Below are 18493 nucleotides of genomic sequence, written 5' to 3' on the forward strand. Positions count from 1 at the left end.
AAGAGGGAATTGCTGTGAAAAGAGTAATGTTGATGTTAAGCCTTGTGGCAGCACTGTTGTTATCAGCATGTGGGTTAAATGGCGGCGGATCGAAGGAGTCTTCTGCCGATGGTTCAGGCTCGAAAGGGAAAAAGACGCTGGAATTCTGGCAGATTGATCCGGGTGAAAAGGAAAAGGTGTATAAGGAAGCGGTCGCACGCTTTGAGAAAAAGCATCCAGATGTAAACGTAAAATTCCTTACGATTCCGAACGACGCTTACAAGCAAAAGCTTTCTGTTGCGATGTCCGGCAACCGTGCGCCTGACGTGTTTACCAGCTGGGGCGGCGGCTGGCTCAAAAACTTTGTGGACCAGGATAAGGTGCTTGATATCACAGCCGATACTGACAAAGATCATTTCAACAAATTGGCGCTCGACAATTCAACGTTTGACAACAAAGTCTACGGAGTGCCGCTGGGCTTATCCATCGACGTGGTCTTTTACAACAAAGACATCTTCAAAAAATACGGGTTAACCCCTCCGAAAACCTATGATGAGTGGCTGAAAATCATCGATACACTGAATAAGAATGACATTATTCCTCTTGCGCTGGCCAACAAAACCAAATGGCCGGGTGCCTATTATTTCATGAACTTCGCGAGCCGTGTAGGCGGACCTGAATTGTTTGACAGCGCGTTCCACCGTACGGGCAAAACCTTTGATGATCCTGCGTATGTGAAAGCAGGTGAGCTGATTCAGGAAATGGTGAAGAAGAAGGCCTTTAACTCAGGCTTTAACGGCATTCCTTATGATGAAGGACAGGGCCGTCAGCTTATGTATTCCGGTAAGGCAGCCATGATGGATATGACGACTTCATTTGTGAACAACATGAAAGAAGAAGCGCCTGATTTTGCGAGCAAGCTTGATTTCTTCATCTTCCCGACCGTTAAAGGCGGCAAAGGTGACCAAACAAACCTTGGCGCAGCAGCAGCTCCGGTATGGTCTGTTGCGAAAAACAGCAAAAACCAGAAGCTTGCGACTGAGCTTGCCAATGAGCTTGCTAGCACAGAAACCGCTGAAGCCTATGTGGACCGTACGGGATCATTAACGTCAGTGAATGGCGTGGTTCCTAAAGATGAAATGACCAAACGCTTCTATGAAGCTGTAAGTAATGCAACCCACCTTCAAATGCCTTACGACCAGACACTTCCTCCAGAGCTTGCTGAGCTTCACAAAGACACTACACAAGCTGTGTTCGGTCTCGATATGACACCGCAGGAAGCAGCGAAAAAGATGGAGCAAAAAGCGAAGCAAGACCTGAAGAAGGAGTAAATGACGGAGGATCAAAGGGGCAAAGAGCCCCTTTGATTCTTTCCTTCATAAAACGTGAGGAGGGATGACGTGGAAACGCAATTAAAAGGAGTACGAACGGCAACACCCGCGGCGCAAACAGCAACACGGCCAAAGAAGAAGTCATTGAACAAATTCATTACGATCAGCTTATTTCTGGCCCCAGCCATCATTGTTTATATCCTTTATGTGCTCTACCCGATCTTTACGACGCTGCTCTACAGCTTTTACAAGTGGGACGGGGTCGGCGCCGGTGAATATGTGGGTTTGCAAAACTATATTAACCTGCTGAGTGATAACGTGTTTTGGACGTCGCTTACGAACAATACGTGGGTAATTCTGACATCGATTTTTGTTCAGATCCCGCTCGGGCTGATCATGGCACTGATGCTCCTGGCACCGATTCGCGGTATCAGGCTGTTCAGCGGTGTTTACTTTTTTCCATTCCTGATCTCCACGGTTGCGGTCGGTTTGTTATGGGTACTGATGCTTGATCCGCTGAACGGGATTATCAACCAGATTGTGAGTCTGTTTGGCTTTGAAAATGTTGCATGGCTAAGCCAGTCGAATACAGCCATGTTTGCGGTCTTGCTCGTTATTGTCTGGCAGTTTTCTCCGTTTTACATGATTCTCTTTAAGGCAGCGATCGTCGGAATTCCGGAAGAGCTGTATGAAGCAGCGGAAATCGACGGGGCAAGCGCTTTCACGAAGTTCTTTCGTATCACCTTGCCGCTCTTGATGCCAACGATTGTGAGCTCATCCATCCTCGCGATTGTCGGATCGCTGAAGGCGTTTGATATTTTCTACGTTATGACCGGCGGCGGACCGAACCATGGTACGGAGCTTCTCGGAACGTACATGTTCAAGCAGGCGTTCGTGAACTTTAACATGGGCTATGCCAGCGCCATCGCATTTGTCATGTTCTTCCTGGCCATGATTGTGACCATCATCATTCAGGCGCTTGATTATTACCGGAAAAAGAAAGGAGCCTATGTATGAATGTAGCGATTAAAAAAGTCCCTTTGTATGTGATTGCCCTTATTCTGCTGGTGTTCACAGGCTATCCCTTTCTTTACATGATCTCCACCAGCTTAAAAAGCCGGACGCAGTTCTTTGAAAAGCCGTATTCCCTTTTTTCATCCTTTACGTTAGAAAACTTTAAAAGTGTATTTGAAATGGGACTGTCCCGTTATTTTTTCAACAGTATTCTTGTATCGGTCATTGCTGTGTTTGCCGTTATGCTGATTGCGGCGCTGGCCAGCTATCCGCTGAGCCGGATGAAATTTAAGCTGAACCGCGTGGTGTTCCTGCTGTTTATTGCGGGCATGATGCTTCCGATTCACGCCACCTTGATCCCGGTCTTTAAGCTTTCCCAAAGCATGGGATTGTATGACACCGTTTGGGCGCTGCTCGGGCCGTATATCGCATTCAGCTTGCCGATTTCGATCTTTATTTTGACGCAGTTCATGCAGGAGATTCCGGCTTCACTGGAGGAAGCGGCGAAGATTGACGGCTGCAGCCATTTTGGCATTTTCTGGCGGGTGATTCTGCCGATGCTGACTCCGGCGTTGATGACCGTTTTAATTTATAACTTTATCCATCTATGGAACGAATTTATCTTTGCTCTCGTGCTCATTTCAAGTCCTGAAAATATGACCTTGCCGCTAGGATTGCAGGATTTTAAAGGCGAATTTTCTGTCAACATTCCGGGCTTGATGGCCGCACTGACATTGGCCAGCCTGCCGATTCTTGTTGTCTATATTTTCTCGCAGGAAAAAGTGGTCAAGGGACTTGCGGGCGGAGCAGTAAAAGAGTAATAGACAGGAGAGAGATACCATGAAAAAGATTAACATTGGACTGATTGGCTGCGGTGTGATCAGTGATATTTATTTGAAAAACTGCAGCAGTTACGATCATCTGGAAGTGGTGGCTGTATCCGATCTGGATCAGAAGCGGGCAGAAGAAAAGGGCCAGCAGTACAACATTCCGTCTGTTCTTTCAGTGGATGAACTGATCCATCATGAAGATATTGACATTGTGCTGAACCTGACACCTCCGGGCGGTCATTATGCGCTTTGCCTGCAGGCGCTGAACGCCGGTAAGCATGTTTACGTGGAAAAGCCGCTTTCGGTTTCTGTTCCGGAAGCTCAGGAACTGATTGATACGGCAAACGAGAAAGGACTGCTGATCGGTGCTGCGCCGGATACGTTCCTTGGAGCAGGGCTGCAAACATGCCGTGCCTTGATTGAGGACGGAGCCATCGGCCAGCCGGTCGCGGCGACGGCTTTCATGTTGTCAAGGGGACCGGAGCAATGGCATCCGAGCCCGGCGTTCTTTTACCAGGCGGGCGGCGGACCAATGTATGATATGGGCCCTTACTATCTGACCGCCTTTATTTCAATGCTCGGACCGGTAAAACGCGTAACCGCGTCTGCCGGCATGCCGTTTTTGGAGCGTACGATTATGTCAGGAGAAGATGCGGGCAAGAAAATCCCTGTTCATACACCGACACATATTTCAGGTAATGTGGAGTTTGAAAGCGGAGCCGTTGGCACGATTATCACAAGCTTTGACGTGCAGGCGAGCCGGCTTCCTTTTATCGAGATTTATGGAACGGAGGGAACGATCTCCGTTCCGGATCCAAACACATTCGGCGGTCCTGTCGTGTTGAAGCAAAAGGGATCTGACGAGTGGGTGGAGCAGGAGCTTGTGTCTGAAACAGTGGAAAATTCAAGAGGAATCGGAATCGCTGATATGGCAGATGCGATCTTGGAAAAACGGCCGCATCGAGCTTCAGGTGAACAAGCGTTTCATGTGCTGGAGATCATGCACGGATTCCACGAGGCGGCGTCACTTGGCAAGCATTATGACATGCAGAGCACTTACAACCGCCCGGCAGGCGTAAACGAAACGTTAGTATCAGGAGGGAACCAATAAATGAACACATTACGAGTTGGAGTGATCGGCTGCGGCAGTATCGCAAGAAAGCGCCATCTGCCAGAATATGAAGCAAACGAACAAGTAGAGATTGTAGCAGTTTGCGACCTTCTCCCAGAACGGGTGCAGGAAACTGCAAGCAAGTATGGAGCTGCCAGCTATACCGATTATGAAGAACTTTTGAAAAATCCGGATATTGATGCAGTCAGCGTGTGTCTGCCGAACTACCTGCATGCGCCTGTAACGATTGCGGCACTAAATGCTGGCAAGCACGTGCTTTGTGAGAAGCCAATGGCTACTTCAAAGGAAGAAGCAGAAGAGATGAACAAGGCGGCTCAGGAAAGCGGCAAAACATTGATGATCGCTCATAACCAACGATTTGTGGCTTCCCATCAGAAGGCCAAGCAACTGATCGACAGCGGTGAGCTCGGAAAAATCTACAGCTTCCGCACCACCTTCGGCCATCCTGGACCGGAGCAGTGGAGCATCGATGGCCGCAACAGCTGGTTCTTTGACAAAGAAAAAGCTTTTATCGGCGCGATGGGTGACCTTGGCGTACATAAAACCGACCTCATGCGCTACCTCCTCGGTGAGATCACCGAAGTCGGCTCGTTCATCGATACGAGCGCTAAGGAAAACACAGAAGTCGATGACAACGCAGTCTGCATTTTAAAGACCGAAAAAGGCGTTATCGGCACCCTGGCTGCAAGCTGGTCCTATGTTTCCGGCGGAGACAACTCAACCATCATTTACGGTGAGAAAGGCATTCTACGTCTGGAAGATAATCCGAATTATTCCCTCGTCGCTCAATACAAAACCGGCGAAACCGTCAACTACGAGCTGGAGAGAATCCAATCCAATGATAAAGGCGGACAGACCCAATCTCATGTCATCGACCATTTCACGGACGCTGTCCTGAATGGAAAAACTCCGCTTATTACGGGAGAAGAAGGCATGAAGTCCCTGGATGTCATCCTCGCTGCGATTGAGTCGAACCAGACCAAGCAGATTGTGAAGGTTGGGGTGAGTGAGGGGAAAGCTCTTACTCATTAATAGAGTATTCATGATAGGATGACCTCGGTATGGTTCCGGGGTCGTCTTTGTTTTTGGGGGGAGAAGCTGATGTTATAATGGATCACAAAGTGGATGGAGGGGAAGCAGATGTCTTACGAAGTTGTACATACCAACGTGTTTTCTTTAGAAGAAGGTGGAGGAAATCCATGTCCCGTTGTGTTAAATGCCGATGATTTAACAACAGAGGAAATGCAAAGGATGACAAAGGACTTTGCTCATGAAACAGCCTTTGTGTTAAAACCAACTCGTCCAGATTGTGATGTAAAGTTTCGTTTTTTTGTTCCATTACATGAGATGGAAATGTGTATTCATGCGACAATTGGAAGCACCACTGTTCTTGTAAAACGGGGATTGATCAAACACTCACCGCTTCAGGTGGAGACCTTGTTAGGGCCAGTTAGAGTGGAATGGGAAGTAAGAGGATCGGAGGTAGACGTTACTGTTGAACAATTCTCCCCGGAATTTAAGGACGAAAACCCTTCAAAGGAAGAAGTATGCAAAGCATTAGGTATTGGAATGGATGACATTCATGACTTTCCTGTTCAATCTGTTTCTGCGTCTCGTTATAAATTAATCATTCCATTAAAAAGCGTTGAAACACTTAATCGTCTTACACCGGATTATGAATACCTTTGGAAATTATGTGACGAATATAACACGACTGGATTTTACCCTTTTGCGATTGAACAAAACAATCGGCACAGTGTCCAAGCTCGTCAATTTCCCAAAAGAGCCGGGTATAACGAAGATCCGGCAACAGGTGTAGCTGCGTGTGCATTAGGTGCCTATTTAACCGAACATAACGTGTTTTCATCATTATCGGAGGGTTGGAACAGTTATCGAGTGATCCAGGGAGTCGCTATGAACCGGACAAGTATGATTGTTTCTGAAACATATAGTAAAGAAAATAAAGTGATCCGCACTCGAATTAAAGGAAACGCACTAGAAACACGTTAAGTGTTTTAGTGCGCGAGACTTTATAAGGTATATTGAAAGGCCTTTACGACAATCCCGTCGTCAAGGGGAGAAAAGTCCAGTTGAGGTAACCGCTTGAAACCCATTCGCTCATAAAGCTTAACGGCATTCTTCATAAAATCTGCCGTATGAAGACCGACCGCAGAATAGTCTTTGGCCTTGGTTCTAACAAGGCATTCTTCAACGAGCGCTTTACCAATCCCCCGCTTCCGGAAAGAAGGATCCACCACTAGCATTCTTATTTCCGGCAAAGTTGAAATCCCAGTCAGCCCATCATAGGCATCGGTTTCTGGAGGGAATACTACGATACTTCCAGCAATCTCCCCATCCCATTCTGCCACCAAATACTCTACTTCTTCCTCTGTGCTGACATCAGCAGAAATAGCTTTTAGTAAAACTTGCAAATGCGCTTCAGGTACATCTTGTTCATATTGTGAATAAGCGTTAATTCTTTGTTCTTGAAGGAAATCATATTCCGATTCCTTCGCCGTTCGAACGACTAACATATAGAACCCTCCTGAGAATAGTGTACGTATAGCTTACAATAGTTTAGAAGGTGGTTAGTTATAAATTGATTTATTTTATTTGTTAATAATTTTTGTTTCTTCTAGATGAGTAAAAAAGATTTATTAACTAAAAAGAGCAACTAAAAGATCCGCATCCATTATCAATTACCAAAGATTCTATTGATTTTCTTCACTAGGTATTTTTTTCTCTTACAAAAGGTCGCGCTCGTATACGTATAAGAGATCTAAATGCCTTGGAGAGCTTGGTTTGAACGCCTGCCGGATTTAACGCTTTATTATCAAAAAAATTTTAATAGAAGTATACAAAAATTTTATTATTTTGATAAAGAAATCTCCCACTTTTAGTAATAAAAGATTTAATTTCCTGGGAGGATGATATCGATTAAAAGCAATAATATAAAGCAAGAAATTAATATAAAACTTAAATTCAGAAAATTTCTAAAGGGGTAAAAGGTCTTGGGAATAGGAAGATAGACCAATTGAGAGAGAGGGTACATACAGAATGGTTTTATTTCAAAAAAATGAACCCTCTGTGCACTGGATTTTATGAGCGTAAAAGGCCGGTATTCACCCACCATGGGGATACCGGCTTTTCACAATAGTGCCCAGTTAGTTTTTATTACTTTTAGCACCTGCAATTTGAGGTGATTTTTCTTCCCAATGCAACGGTTCGTCTGACATGAATTTTTGAAGTACGTTATCCGTTAGTTGGGATATATTATTATCGTAATTGTTATGGGATAAACTTCCACAATAAGCAATAGAACTGACCGAGAAAACTGCTCCTCCCTTTGGAGTCGGGTAATATACCATATCTGCCCGAACCCTAGGATTCTCCGCACCTCCCATACTTGGAACGTTAAAATACAGTTCCTCAACAACCTGCATGTAAGCATTAGAATGGCCTTCCGAAGATGCAAGAATAAGTGTTTCCGGTGGTGTCCCCAACTCAAGATCATAAGTATCCACTTCAAGTCCTGCTGCACCACCGCCAACTAAGCCAAAATTGCCAATTAGCTCGTCTTCACCAATTCCCTCAAAAATCCAGGAGACTCTTGGATCAAGGCTATCTGGGTTCCGACGGTAGTAGGAAGACACATCAAATCCTTCGGCAATAAATCCTGTTCCGGCAATTTTTTGGGGTGCTCTGCCTCTGTTTCTCCATAGTCCACCTTGTTCCCCACTAAAGCTCAGATGTAATTCGCCGGGGTTTGCTTTCCATGCATTTGAACCAAATTGCTTTCGTACCTCGATGATATTAGGGTTTTCTGGATTAAATTGAATGATCCAGTAAAAGCCATTAGCTCCCATATACATAAATCTTCCACCCAGTTGCTGGTAATTTTCAACTGCATCTAACATAGCCCCTGAATAATATTCAGGGTGAGATCCGGTAAGTACAACGTTGTATGGTTTTAAAAGTTCAACCCCTTCTTCGTTGAGGTCGTGATCGGTAATTACATCAAATGTATATCCCTTTTCAGTCAACCAATCTACTAAATGAAGATCGGCATTAAATTGCCATAATGAAGGCGACAGATTATGCCTGTACTTGGGTCTCATATTAAGTATCGGCCGAAGTCCTGATGAATAACAGACACCACTGCCATCGGAATGCACATCGTATGTGGAAAGACCATATTCCTTATGTTCCATAAGATATAAATCTTCTGCTTGTATAACCGGAGCCCGGCCAAACATCAATTGAGCAAGGGGGACATCTTGGAATCTAGTGTTAGCATACGCTAAATAACTTGCTGTGGGGATTAATAATGCAATTTTAGCCGTTGCAGTTCCCTTTTTAGGTCTTACGAAAAATGTAACGTAGTCTTCATCTTCTCCAGCTTTTACATGTGCTGCATACACACCGCTTCTCAGATCATCTGGGATGGTAAATTCAAAATCTACTTTCCAGTCGGCATCAGAAAGATCGTCATCATGAAAATGAATAGCGCCATACTGCTCTGGAGCATGGATAAAATTTTGTTCATTAGATGTCCAGTTATAACCTGTCATCGCCCGAGTTGGAAGATTAGTAGCTTTTCCATGAAGTTCATTTTGCGATTTGTCTATAATCTGGCTGGGAATTTCCAAACCTTTAGGGCCAATATTCGCTGCAAAATCCCATGCTGCTAGCAAATCCACAAAGGGATTTTCTATACATTGTTCCATCTCTTGACGAGTAAGCACACGGTCAGCCATGCGAGGCCTATCTATTTTTCCATTATAAAGGCCTCTAACAATGCTCTTGCCTTCAACGATAGTTTCTAAATAGCCAGCCATAATAAAAGGGGCTTCATGATCAGTATCAGGTTTTGATTTAATTACTTGCTTAACATGTGCTGTCATTGTCTCTAACGAATATGCAAGTGAGAATCTCCCATTAGTTTTATCTACTAAAGGTTGTTGAAATACTTCAACTGTACCATTAGTTGCATCAAAAGACGCCCCTACAAAAAACCAACATCTCTCTACTAATTTTTTCCCCGTGTTTACTCTCTCCACTTTACCGCTGCCATCACCAATCCATAATGAGAGGAAACCGCTTTCATCGATAAATAAACCATATCCAGTTTTTTTCGAGTCAGACCACTTTGTGAGTAGACCCTGAGCACCCTTATCAGGTGTAGTTGGCCAAATCATCGCCTGTAATGAAAAACTTTCAATCTCCCTCAACAAGGAGTTATCCGGTACGGTGACATACGAGCCGCTATAAATTTTCTGTTCTCTCCCCCTGTATTGTTTTTTAAGGTCAGTATCAATCAATTCAACTTTCCATCCTGGTCCATCAGGATTAGTATCCCCATGTATTAGTCGAACGATTTCAGCCTGATAGCTTTCATTCCCCTCACTATTGATCATAAATTTAACATTTTGTCCTGGTTCTACGCTTAGTTTGTCTGGATATCCATGAATGGTCACTATGACTCTCTCCCTTTTTTTGAATTATACTTCCACACCATATTTTTGTAATCTCTTAAGAAAAAGGCCGTATTCAGCTGCTTCTCTTGAATCAAAGCTTTCCTCCCAGAAAATTTTAGGATGTTTTCCTCGAACGCCTGGGTGTTCTCCTATATGCCACTCCTTATGTGGCTCGGTACATACGATGACATATTTCCCTTCCATTTGTTCATGATGTCTTCGCAGGTAATTTAATACGACATCCAGTTGTTCGCTATGTTTGCCAATAGGATTTAATTTGTATTCGTCCAATAACTGTTTTGTAATGAGAGGCTTGATTTTCGTTTCAAAAATCCGCCTGTCTATATCCAAATAGACTGCTTTATCTCTCGTTTCTTGAGACATTGTTCTTCCCTCCATTAACGACTGTAATTTTAGTCTTTCTTAGATAGGTGCTTTTTTTTTAATTTAATGATGAAGCATTAACAAGTGCAGGAGGGCGTTTATCTTTCCACGGACGTGCTTGTTCTAGTTGACTTGCTAGATTAATTAGAGTTGACTCATCAGCAAATCGTCCGCCAAACTGCATTCCGATCGGAAGGCCATTGCTGCTCCAGGCAAGCGGAAGAGATATGGCTGGTTGACCTGTTGTATTAAATAGATTAGTGAATGGGGCATAAGTAAATATTTGTTCAGTCCATTGTTCTGCATTTATTCCTAGAGCATTTTGATTTAATTCACCAAGAGGGAGAGGCGGCTGGGCTGTTGTCGGTGATAATAAAATATCGTATTCCGCGAAAAAGCGGCCAACCGACCTAGTAACAGCTGCCATGATGTCGGTTGCTTCAAGTAACTGTGGAGCTGTGATTGCCTGACCATATTGATAACATGCGAAGCTTGCTGTTTCCAGGTTTTCCTCTGACGGAACACGATTTAAGGCTTTAGCTACTCCGTTCACCATATGGGCCACGTGCGCGGTCCAAATTCGAAGTGTAGCAAGATTATGCAATTCAACATCTATCTGCGGGGAAGCTTCTACCACTTCATGTCCCAGTTCCTGACAAAGTGCTGCTGTTTCACGTAATGCATTTATGCACTCTTGATTCACTGGAACTCCAGTAAGCGGCTTTTCCATGAATGCAATACGAAGCCGTTTAGGCGGTTCTGTAACCGCTTCCAAAAACGGCCTATTGGGAGGCGGAGCAAAAGAGTAAGCACCAATATCAGGACCGGAGACAGCATCCAACAGTGCCGCTGTATCACGGACACTCCGAGAAACAGCAAATTCCACACCGATTCCGCTAAGCAGTTCTCCGAAAGGCCCTGTTGGAGTGCGTCCTCGAGTTGGTTTCAACCCTATCAATCCATTACATGAGGCTGGAATACGGATGGAACCTCCTCCGTCATTAGCATGTGCTATAGGTACAATACCTGCCGCCACAGCTGCACCTGCCCCGCCGCTAGATCCTCCTGGGCTATGATCAGTATTCCATGGGTTTCGGGTCGGCCCATAAAAAATGGATTCTGTTGTCGCGTTATAAGCCCATTCAGGAGTCGTAGTTGTTCCGACAGTTACTAATCCCGCCTTTTTGAATCGGGTCATCAATTCAGTATCATCCGAATAAACTAAACCTTCAGCTAATCGGCTTCCAAGATTTGACGGCACATTCTCAGCATGTAATAAAGCCTCTTTAATCAGAAATGGGACTCCTGCGAACGGTCCTTCCTGTGATCCTTCAATTTCTTGGCCTGACTCTGCCAAAACATTATTAACAGCGTTTAATTTTGGATTCAATTCTCGAATTGCTTCAACAGCCGTATCTTTCAATTCCTGGGGAGTAACTTCATTATTTCTAACTAATTCTGCCAAACCTGTTGCATCATAGCGAGAATACTCAGAAAACTTCATTTTCTTTCCTCCTTATGATTTATTGACCTTCTCATCTGCATTATCTCAGAGTTTAACTACTAGACCTATTACTAAAAAGGGGGATTTTTTTGACCAATAGTAACACTTTTGAGTTACGCCTGTTGATCCAATAGTTTCGAGTCTAATAAAAAGGTGTAGGGAATGATTTTATAAAGCTAAAGCATAGAAACTTAAATTGATAGAACTAACCCATCCGATCATAAATAGTACTTTCGAGTGATCACTATTAAAAGTTAATGTTATAATATTCATAATCATTTTACTATTAGGGAGGTGGAACCTTATTAAAGATTACCAATTATCTACAAAAGACTATCACGGAATATTGGAATTTTTAAAACACCTGGAACATTCCCCTGAACATTTCCGGCAGCAGATTCAACATTTCCTATGTAAAATGTGGGGGTATCATCATTCTGTTTTATGGTTCACGGACGAATCGGGGAATATTTCCCATCCACATTTATATCAAATTCAAGATAAGGTGATTTTTGATTATTTAGCCAATTATGATGAACTGGACTTTCTCCATCCCAAAAAGCACTTGAACAAGATCTCTGAGCAAACGATTTTTCGCATCAGCGATATGGTTTCAAATGCTAAATTTGAGAAAAGCGAATTTTATAATGGCTTTATGAAAAAGCACCATTATGATGATGAAATGGTAGTCAACTTTACCTACCAAAACAAATTAGTAGGAACGCTAGGGTTGTTAAGATCGAAAGGTGATCGTCCTTTTGACAAGCAAGACGTGAAGCGATTTGAAGCGATATCCACATTTATTTCGCTAAAAATTTCCAGCCAAATAATGTTGGAGAAAGCCGAATATCAAAAAAGAATCTTCGAAGCGCATGCAGATCGATCTCCTCATGGTCTTATCATTTTAGATTTGACTTTCCGTCCCCTTTATTACAATAGTTCTGCTAGGGACATCACGTCAGATCTATTGGCCAACAAGAGTGAAAAAACAATAGATATCTTTGTGCAAAAGTACCTGTTGAGCCAAAGCTATGTACAATTGGGATTTGTAAGATTCGTTTCTTCTCCTTCATTTCAACAATACACCATTCAATTTGATCCGAAATCCGACTTTCAAAAGGAACCCGTCTATATTGTCCATCTTATACCAGACACAAATAATAACACCTCCACACCAACGATTGATCATACACTCTCCCTCTTAACACCACGAGAAATGGAAATTTGTGGTCTTATTCGAAAGGGATATACAAACTTGGAAATTGCCGAACAGTCATGTATCAGCATTAATACTGTAAAACGACACATTCAAAATATATTTAGTAAGCTAGATGTCAAGAACCGTACCGGTTTGCTTAGTAAATTAGATTTGTTATAAAATAGATATAAAAAAAGCTTTTATTCACTGAAAGATCCATGCCTCTTTTTCTCCTTTTTTCTCTATCTAAGAGGGAAGAACGATATAGAGAGAGGAAGATCAAAATGGTGCCTGGAAAGATTACGAACTTTAAAGAGTGAAGTGAGTTTCACACCGTGAAGAAGTTCAATGAATTTCACGAGGCTAAAAATTGCGTTTTATCTCAACTCGTCATCCAAAGGTACAATAACTTCATCTATGTCTTTCTCCACTAACGCTTCATCTCTGGTCCGTATTTTAATGGTTTTGCATCTGGATAAACAGCTTTATGGTTACACGAACGCTGGTACTGGGCCAAATACGATTGTTGTAATGTTTCAGATATGATAGAAATTGAAAAGAATGCGCCACTTGAGGTTTGATAAGTAGTAAAGCATGGTTGTTATAATAAGTTCGTGAAAAAAGAAGATAATAATATTTCATAAAAATATCTAGATAGCTATAATCTTTGCTTTGGTTTACTACATAAAAAGGATAGTTTGAAAAAATCGATTTCTATGTGCTCAGGAATCGATTTTTTTATTTAAAGAGAAAAATTATACGAATAATATTTTGGCTAGTAACAAAAAATATTGTTGTTTAAAATAATTTAGGAGTTTGAAAGAGATGTCATTAATACCTTATGAACCATTTAGACAATTATCTAATATGAGAAGAGATTTTGAGCGAATTTTTGCTGAATCCCCTTTTGATGATTTAGGAGCTGAAGGCGGGCACTTTGGAAACATACGAGTAGATATACATGAAACAGATAGTGAGGTAGTGGCAACTTGTGATATTCCTGGATTGGAGAAAAAAGTAGATATAAATATAAATATTGAGAAGAATATATTAAGCATAAGTGGATCAATGAATAAAACACATGAAGTTGAGCAAGAGAATATGCATAGGAAAGAGAGATATAGCAGCAGCTTTCACAGAGCTATAACGCTTCCTGCTTCAGTGTCTAACCAAGGTGTAAAGCTACTTACAAAAATGGTGTTCTTGAAATAACAATGCCAAAAATAGCTCAAATAATACCAAGAAAATAGATGTGGAATTTCATTAAAAATGAGCAAATTATTATCTGTTATGAAAGAGTTTAAAAGGAACTACCTTCAAGAAATTGCTGAAGAGCAACCGATTTGGTAGATTTAATAATTTAAGTTGTCACCTGCCACAGCAAAAAAAGAAAATCATTTTAAAACAAGTGACAATGTATATTAAAGAATCATTTAGTGCATTACTTCTATTCGAGGTAATGCTTTTTCTTTGATGATATAGGGCGCTTTTTTCTCAAAGATAATGTCCACTAATGTTTATTGCGTGATTTGGTTCCATTGCTACACAAACCCCTTGTATTGAAGACCCAGCTGCTATTAGCAGCCGAGGGAAACATCCTGGATGACCGAAAACTGATGAGGAAAAGGGTAATTATGCCTTATATCTTATGGATCAAGGGATGAGTCGTACGGATGCTGCTGAAAAGGCTGGTATCTCTCGTATGACTCTGTACGGAAGTTACAGAAGGTAACTAGGACAATATATAGTGAACGAGGCAAAGTAAAGATACTTAATTGTTATCTACTTTGCCCCTTGTTACACGAACGCTGGTACTGGGCCAACTACAAGCTTAGGGGATGTCCAACCACAGCGCAAGCTCAGATTGTGTGAGACAGGTCATGCTTTGACAGTAGGTGCCAGGTTGATAGAGTTGTTCATTGTCAGCAGGGGAAAGCCCCCGAAGATACCAACTGAAAGAATAAAAAATTATTGACTTCAAAAAAAGTTTCTTGTAAGGTTATACCTAACTTTATACGGAGAACATCCTTATCGTGAGTCGGGGGAGGAAATTGGTCCTAAGATCCTGCAGCAACCTGTTATTTTCAAGAAAAACGTTTTTCTTGTGAATAGTAAGGTGCTAATTCCAACAGACATTAGTGTCTGGAAGATGAGGAAGAGAAATTTGACCTCTTCCTCAAGGAAGAGGTTTTTTTGCTGTTCTATATAGTTATTAGGATACTCTAAGTATTTACAAGGAGGCAGATTATGACTGATGTTGGTTATTGGTTTATAGGTTTTGCACTGGCTTATACATTTTTTCTTATTTTTGTAAGTCAGATTGCCAGAAAAAGAGCAACAAATGGAAGTGGCTTCTTTGTCGGCGGGAGAGGGTTTAATACATTATTTGTTACGGTATGTATTACGGGCCTTTTCTCTGGTTCCTCTTATATATCTATTTTAGAGCTTAGTTATCTTACTGGAATATCAGCTATCTGGTATGGTGTGGCGGAGACCATCCACATATTAATTATTGCATTAGTATTAATTGCGCCTTTCAGAAAAAGAGCACTTATAACCATATCGGGTTTGTTAGGAGACCGTTACGGCGAAAAAGTTCGGGGGATCGCTGGGGTAATTACAGCTTTTACATTTCCAATGTGGTCTGTGGCTACAGCGCTTGCTTTTGCCTCTGCATTATCTGTTTTTACAGGAATCTCCCTTATCGCGTCGGTTGCGTTGACTGCGTTACTGTTGTTGGTCTATTTGCACTTTGGAGGAATGTGGTCAATAGGATTTACACAGCTCAGCAATGTAATTGTTTTTTTCATTATGCTTGCAATAGGAACATACGCATTCTTTATCAATCCGGGTATCGAGGGGATTCATACCCTGTTTGCGGAGAAACCCCAATTTGCTTCGTGGGATGGAGCTGGTATTCAGACTATCATTGCATGGTTTGGGACATTTTTGTTTAATGTCATCCTTGCACAAGCAGCTTTTCAAATGGCTCTTTCCTGTAAAACGCCTGAACAGGGACGCCGCGGATTAATTTATGCTTCTGTATTAGGTGTCCCCCTCATTGTAGGTGCGGTGTTATTTGGTCTTGCGGCTGCGTCAGTTGTACCAAATGAAACACGTGGATTAGTTGCGGTGCCCCTTTATTTAATGCAGACGCTTCCTGCCCCTCTTGTGGCTTTATTCTTCCTTGGGTTCTGGGCTGCTGCTCTGAGTTGGGGAGCACCATGCCAGTTTTCAGGAGCTACAAGTCTTGGAAGGGATGCCGGTAAAGCTTTTAACCCGAAGGCAACAGAACTGCAGCTTGTGGGTTATACAAAAAAATCCTTAGTTTTGTTATCTGTATTAATGGTTATTTTTGCGTTGCTTCGTTCGGAACAGTCTGCGTGGTGGAATGTTTTTGCATGGGTAACCCGTAATTCCGCTACTTTTGCCCCAGTGGTAGCTGCACTTTTCTGGCCAATTGCTACAAGGAAAGCAGCAGTGGTTTCTTTATTTGCCGGATCTGCTTCAGGGCTAATTTGGTACCATCTGGGTGGATGGGAAGTTAATGAATTCTATAAGAATGTCCATCCTGTTTGGATCGGTATGATTTTTAACATCCTTACACTTATGATAGTAAGTTTAATCGATAATGATGGAGTGTTGGAGTGGAGGTTTTCCTTCCGTAGTCTAGGTTTCTTTTCCATTCTATTTTCAATCTTTTCAACGATCTTCCTCTTTGAAGAAATGGGATCGCTGCAAAAAAATGGGTTAACAGGTCTCGTTTTATTACTGATTGTGTCAGGTCTGTTTTTGGCTGCCATGAACTTTATACGAGAAAGAAAGACGCTTGGAGAGGAACAACAGCAAACCATGTTAAATAAGAGTTAAAAAAAAAAACCGGTCTTTATTTGAACTGTAACCTGAATAATGGTCAGCTAAAAAAACCCCTAGTCGGGTTTTTTTATGTTCCTATTCCTTAAACTTGTTTATAATCAACACAATTAGATATTCGGGGGATCAAATATACCTTTCAGGTTGCACAGTTAAAGAAGAATCCCAATGATAAACAGGTATCAGAACGTTCTATATCATATCATCCAGACTTTGAACTTAAAGTCGCAAACGAAAAACTGTCAAAAACCAAATCAAAAACAATGGCATTTAAAGATCGAGTTTGAACGGTTACGATAGTACCAGCCGGAGCGATTACACTAAAAAACTTGTTGCGAAGCGTCATGTTCAGTAGGACCAGAATAGATCACATCTACTCCAAATTCCTTGCCGGCCTGTTTTGCACCTTCGTCCGTTTTTGATCCTTGTACCCCTTGCTGGGATACACATCCTGCGAGAAGACCTGTGACGAGAAATACTGAAACCAAAGCCATTAACAATATTTTCATTTTTCTTCCCCCTATTCATTTGGCTATTATTAATCCTTTTCCTTTGGAAAAGGGCGAAGGAGCATATTTTAAAAGCAAGAAAGTAATATTTTAAAAATCTAAAATATTGAATTCTGTTATTATTGTCATTGAAAACGCTTTCAAAAGGAGGTTGATGGTATGTTAAAAACCAAAGCAGCTGTCACGCATGGTAAAGGAGAGCCATTCAAAATCGAGGACATTACGGTAGATGATCCAAAGGGTGGAGAGGTGCTCGTTCGTATTCAGGCTACTGGGATTTGTCATACTGATTTGATTGTTCGAGATCAATATTATCCTGTTCCTCTACCTGCCGTATTGGGTCATGAGGGTTCAGGTATTGTTGAAAAGGTAGGAGAGGGAGTCAGCAGCGTTAAACCTGGTGATCATGTCGTTATGTCGTATAGTTCTTGCGGGGATTGTTCAAATTGCCATAGTGGTGACCCTTATGCCTGCAATCAGTTTTTTGAGCTAAACTTTACAGGTACTATGAAAGATGGATCTTGCAGGTTACACCAGGATGGAAGGGACGTTCATAATTTCTTTGGTCAATCTAGCTTTGCTAATTTTTCCATCGTCTCTGAAAGAAATGTTGTTAAAGTTCCAAAAGATGTTCCACTTGATTTATTAGGGCCATTAGGATGTGGGATTCAAACTGGGAGTGGAGCTGTCCTAAATAAATTGAAGCCTAAAGTGGGATCAAGTATCGCCATTTTTGGATGCGGAGCAGTAGGTTTAAGTGCTGTCATGGGTGCTAAGGTGGCAAGCTGTACAACGATTATTGCAATAGACGTTAACGAAAGCCGCTTGGAATTAGCCAAGGAACTTGGTGCCACCCACACTATTAATCCGAAAGATACAAATTCGGTTGAAGAAATCCAAAAAATAACAGGAGGCGGTGTGAATTATTCCATTGAAACCACTAGCCGTCCTGAAGTTTTACGTCAAGCTGTTGATTGTCTAGCTACTTTAGGACAAGCCGTAGTCATTGGTGCTCCACCGGTAGGGACTGAAGTTCATTTAGATGTAAATACCATTTTATTTGAAAGATCAGTGATTGGTGTTTTACTTGGATCGGCTGTTCCTCAGATGTTTATCCCGAAATTAATTGAACTTTATAAACAAGGGAAATTTCCGTTTGATAAATTAATAAAATTTTATAGTTTGGAAGAAATCAACCAAGCGAGTGCAGATTCAGCATCAGGAGTGACAATTAAACCAGTTCTAAAAATAGGTTAAATTTT

At 42.0% G+C, this 18493-nt stretch carries 14 protein-coding genes, 2 pseudogenes and 1 riboswitch; of the genes and pseudogenes, 11 read left to right on the top strand and 5 right to left on the bottom strand.

The features are described from left to right. Window positions 1–14 precede the first annotated feature (14 nt). The 6 genes from DMO16_RS18990 to DMO16_RS19015 all read left to right on the top strand — a co-directional run bounded on the left by DMO16_RS18990 (window position 15) and on the right by DMO16_RS19015 (window position 6296). Window positions 15–1310: an extracellular solute-binding protein gene (locus DMO16_RS18990; RefSeq protein WP_129479403.1), complete on the top strand. Its 1296-nt coding sequence runs from the start codon at window positions 15–17 to the stop codon at window positions 1308–1310. A 69-nt stretch (window positions 1311–1379) separates the two neighbouring features. Further along, window positions 1380–2327: a carbohydrate ABC transporter permease gene (locus DMO16_RS18995; RefSeq protein ID WP_129479405.1), complete on the top strand. Its 948-nt coding sequence runs from the start codon at window positions 1380–1382 to the stop codon at window positions 2325–2327. Then, window positions 2324–3145 (top strand): carbohydrate ABC transporter permease, encoded by an 822-nt coding sequence (locus DMO16_RS19000; RefSeq protein ID WP_061975352.1) that lies wholly within the window; start codon window positions 2324–2326, stop codon window positions 3143–3145. The genes DMO16_RS18995 and DMO16_RS19000 overlap by 4 nt, the downstream gene beginning before the upstream one ends. 19 nt (window positions 3146–3164) lie before the next feature. After that, the gene (locus DMO16_RS19005) at window positions 3165–4265 is read left to right on the top strand and encodes a Gfo/Idh/MocA family protein (protein WP_129479407.1); all 1101 of its coding nucleotides are present in this window, start codon (window positions 3165–3167) and stop codon (window positions 4263–4265) included. After that, complete coding sequence (locus tag DMO16_RS19010; RefSeq protein WP_129479409.1) at window positions 4266–5318, top strand: Gfo/Idh/MocA family protein; 1053 nt, start codon at window positions 4266–4268, stop codon at window positions 5316–5318. Between the two features lie 108 nt (window positions 5319–5426). Then, on the top strand, window positions 5427–6296 hold the full coding sequence (locus DMO16_RS19015; protein ID WP_164988964.1) for a PhzF family phenazine biosynthesis protein: 870 nt from the start codon (window positions 5427–5429) through the stop codon (window positions 6294–6296). A gap of 20 nt (window positions 6297–6316) precedes the next feature. On the opposite strand, the gene DMO16_RS19020 is transcribed toward DMO16_RS19015, so the two are convergent. From DMO16_RS19020 to DMO16_RS19035, 4 genes are all read right to left on the bottom strand, one after another. Then, a complete protein-coding gene (locus DMO16_RS19020) occupies window positions 6317–6820 on the bottom strand; it encodes a GNAT family N-acetyltransferase (protein ID WP_129479413.1) in 504 nt (167 codons plus the stop codon). Window positions 6821–7450: 630 nt separating this feature from the next. Continuing rightward, window positions 7451–9763, bottom strand: coding sequence for a N,N-dimethylformamidase beta subunit family domain-containing protein (locus DMO16_RS19025; RefSeq protein WP_206738131.1), 2313 nt, complete (start codon window positions 9761–9763; stop codon window positions 7451–7453). A gap of 24 nt (window positions 9764–9787) precedes the next feature. After that, window positions 9788–10147: an inner-membrane translocator gene (locus DMO16_RS19030; protein ID WP_129479418.1), complete on the bottom strand. Its 360-nt coding sequence runs from the start codon at window positions 10145–10147 to the stop codon at window positions 9788–9790. Between the two features lie 58 nt (window positions 10148–10205). Continuing rightward, window positions 10206–11651 carry an amidase gene (locus DMO16_RS19035; RefSeq protein WP_129479421.1) on the bottom strand — a complete coding sequence of 482 codons (1446 nt, stop codon included), beginning with the start codon at window positions 11649–11651 and terminating at the stop codon, window positions 10206–10208. A gap of 418 nt (window positions 11652–12069) precedes the next feature. Between DMO16_RS19035 and DMO16_RS25230 the strand changes: the two genes are divergently transcribed. The 4 genes and pseudogenes from DMO16_RS25230 to DMO16_RS19060 all read left to right on the top strand — a co-directional run bounded on the left by DMO16_RS25230 (window position 12070) and on the right by DMO16_RS19060 (window position 16719). Then, the gene (locus tag DMO16_RS25230) at window positions 12070–13029 is read left to right on the top strand and encodes a LuxR C-terminal-related transcriptional regulator (RefSeq protein WP_277873769.1); all 960 of its coding nucleotides are present in this window, start codon (window positions 12070–12072) and stop codon (window positions 13027–13029) included. A gap of 645 nt (window positions 13030–13674) precedes the next feature. Next, window positions 13675–14116, top strand: a pseudogene (locus DMO16_RS19045) (Hsp20/alpha crystallin family protein). A 306-nt stretch (window positions 14117–14422) separates the two neighbouring features. After that, window positions 14423–14581, top strand: a pseudogene (locus DMO16_RS19055) (helix-turn-helix domain-containing protein); the annotation flags it as partial. A gap of 293 nt (window positions 14582–14874) precedes the next feature. Further along, a riboswitch (SAM riboswitch) is annotated at window positions 14875–15005 on the top strand. A 91-nt stretch (window positions 15006–15096) separates the two neighbouring features. Then, window positions 15097–16719: a sodium:solute symporter family protein gene (locus tag DMO16_RS19060; protein ID WP_129479423.1), complete on the top strand. Its 1623-nt coding sequence runs from the start codon at window positions 15097–15099 to the stop codon at window positions 16717–16719. A 323-nt stretch (window positions 16720–17042) separates the two neighbouring features. Here the strand turns inward: DMO16_RS19060 and DMO16_RS19065 are convergent, their stop codons facing one another. Next, entirely contained in the window at window positions 17043–17231 is a 189-nt protein-coding gene (locus tag DMO16_RS19065) for a hypothetical protein (RefSeq protein ID WP_129479425.1), read from the bottom strand. A gap of 159 nt (window positions 17232–17390) precedes the next feature. Here DMO16_RS19065 and DMO16_RS19070 point away from each other — a divergent pair, with 159 nt between their 5' ends. Then, entirely contained in the window at window positions 17391–18488 is a 1098-nt protein-coding gene (locus tag DMO16_RS19070; protein ID WP_129479427.1) for an NAD(P)-dependent alcohol dehydrogenase, read from the top strand. Window positions 18489–18493 lie beyond the last annotated feature (5 nt).

Origin of the sequence: Fictibacillus sp. S7 (assembly GCF_004127935.1) — a bacterium.
Taxonomy (GTDB): Bacteria; Bacillota; Bacilli; order Bacillales; family Fictibacillaceae; genus Fictibacillus_C; species Fictibacillus_C enclensis.

Coding starts and splice junctions, on each gene's coding strand:
- DMO16_RS19030 (WP_129479418.1), bottom strand. CDS start 10,147: ATGTCTCAAGAAACGAGAGATAAAGCAGTCTATTTGGATATAGACAGG.
- DMO16_RS25230 (WP_277873769.1), top strand. CDS start 12,070: ATGTGGGGGTATCATCATTCTGTTTTATGGTTCACGGACGAATCGGGG.
- DMO16_RS19020 (WP_129479413.1), bottom strand. CDS start 6,820: ATGTTAGTCGTTCGAACGGCGAAGGAATCGGAATATGATTTCCTTCAA.
- DMO16_RS19035 (WP_129479421.1), bottom strand. CDS start 11,651: ATGAAGTTTTCTGAGTATTCTCGCTATGATGCAACAGGTTTGGCAGAA.
- DMO16_RS19015 (WP_164988964.1), top strand. CDS start 5,427: ATGTCTTACGAAGTTGTACATACCAACGTGTTTTCTTTAGAAGAAGGT.
- DMO16_RS19005 (WP_129479407.1), top strand. CDS start 3,165: ATGAAAAAGATTAACATTGGACTGATTGGCTGCGGTGTGATCAGTGAT.
- DMO16_RS19000 (WP_061975352.1), top strand. CDS start 2,324: ATGAATGTAGCGATTAAAAAAGTCCCTTTGTATGTGATTGCCCTTATT.
- DMO16_RS19060 (WP_129479423.1), top strand. CDS start 15,097: ATGACTGATGTTGGTTATTGGTTTATAGGTTTTGCACTGGCTTATACA.
- DMO16_RS19065 (WP_129479425.1), bottom strand. CDS start 17,231: ATGAAAATATTGTTAATGGCTTTGGTTTCAGTATTTCTCGTCACAGGT.
- DMO16_RS19010 (WP_129479409.1), top strand. CDS start 4,266: ATGAACACATTACGAGTTGGAGTGATCGGCTGCGGCAGTATCGCAAGA.
- DMO16_RS19070 (WP_129479427.1), top strand. CDS start 17,391: ATGTTAAAAACCAAAGCAGCTGTCACGCATGGTAAAGGAGAGCCATTC.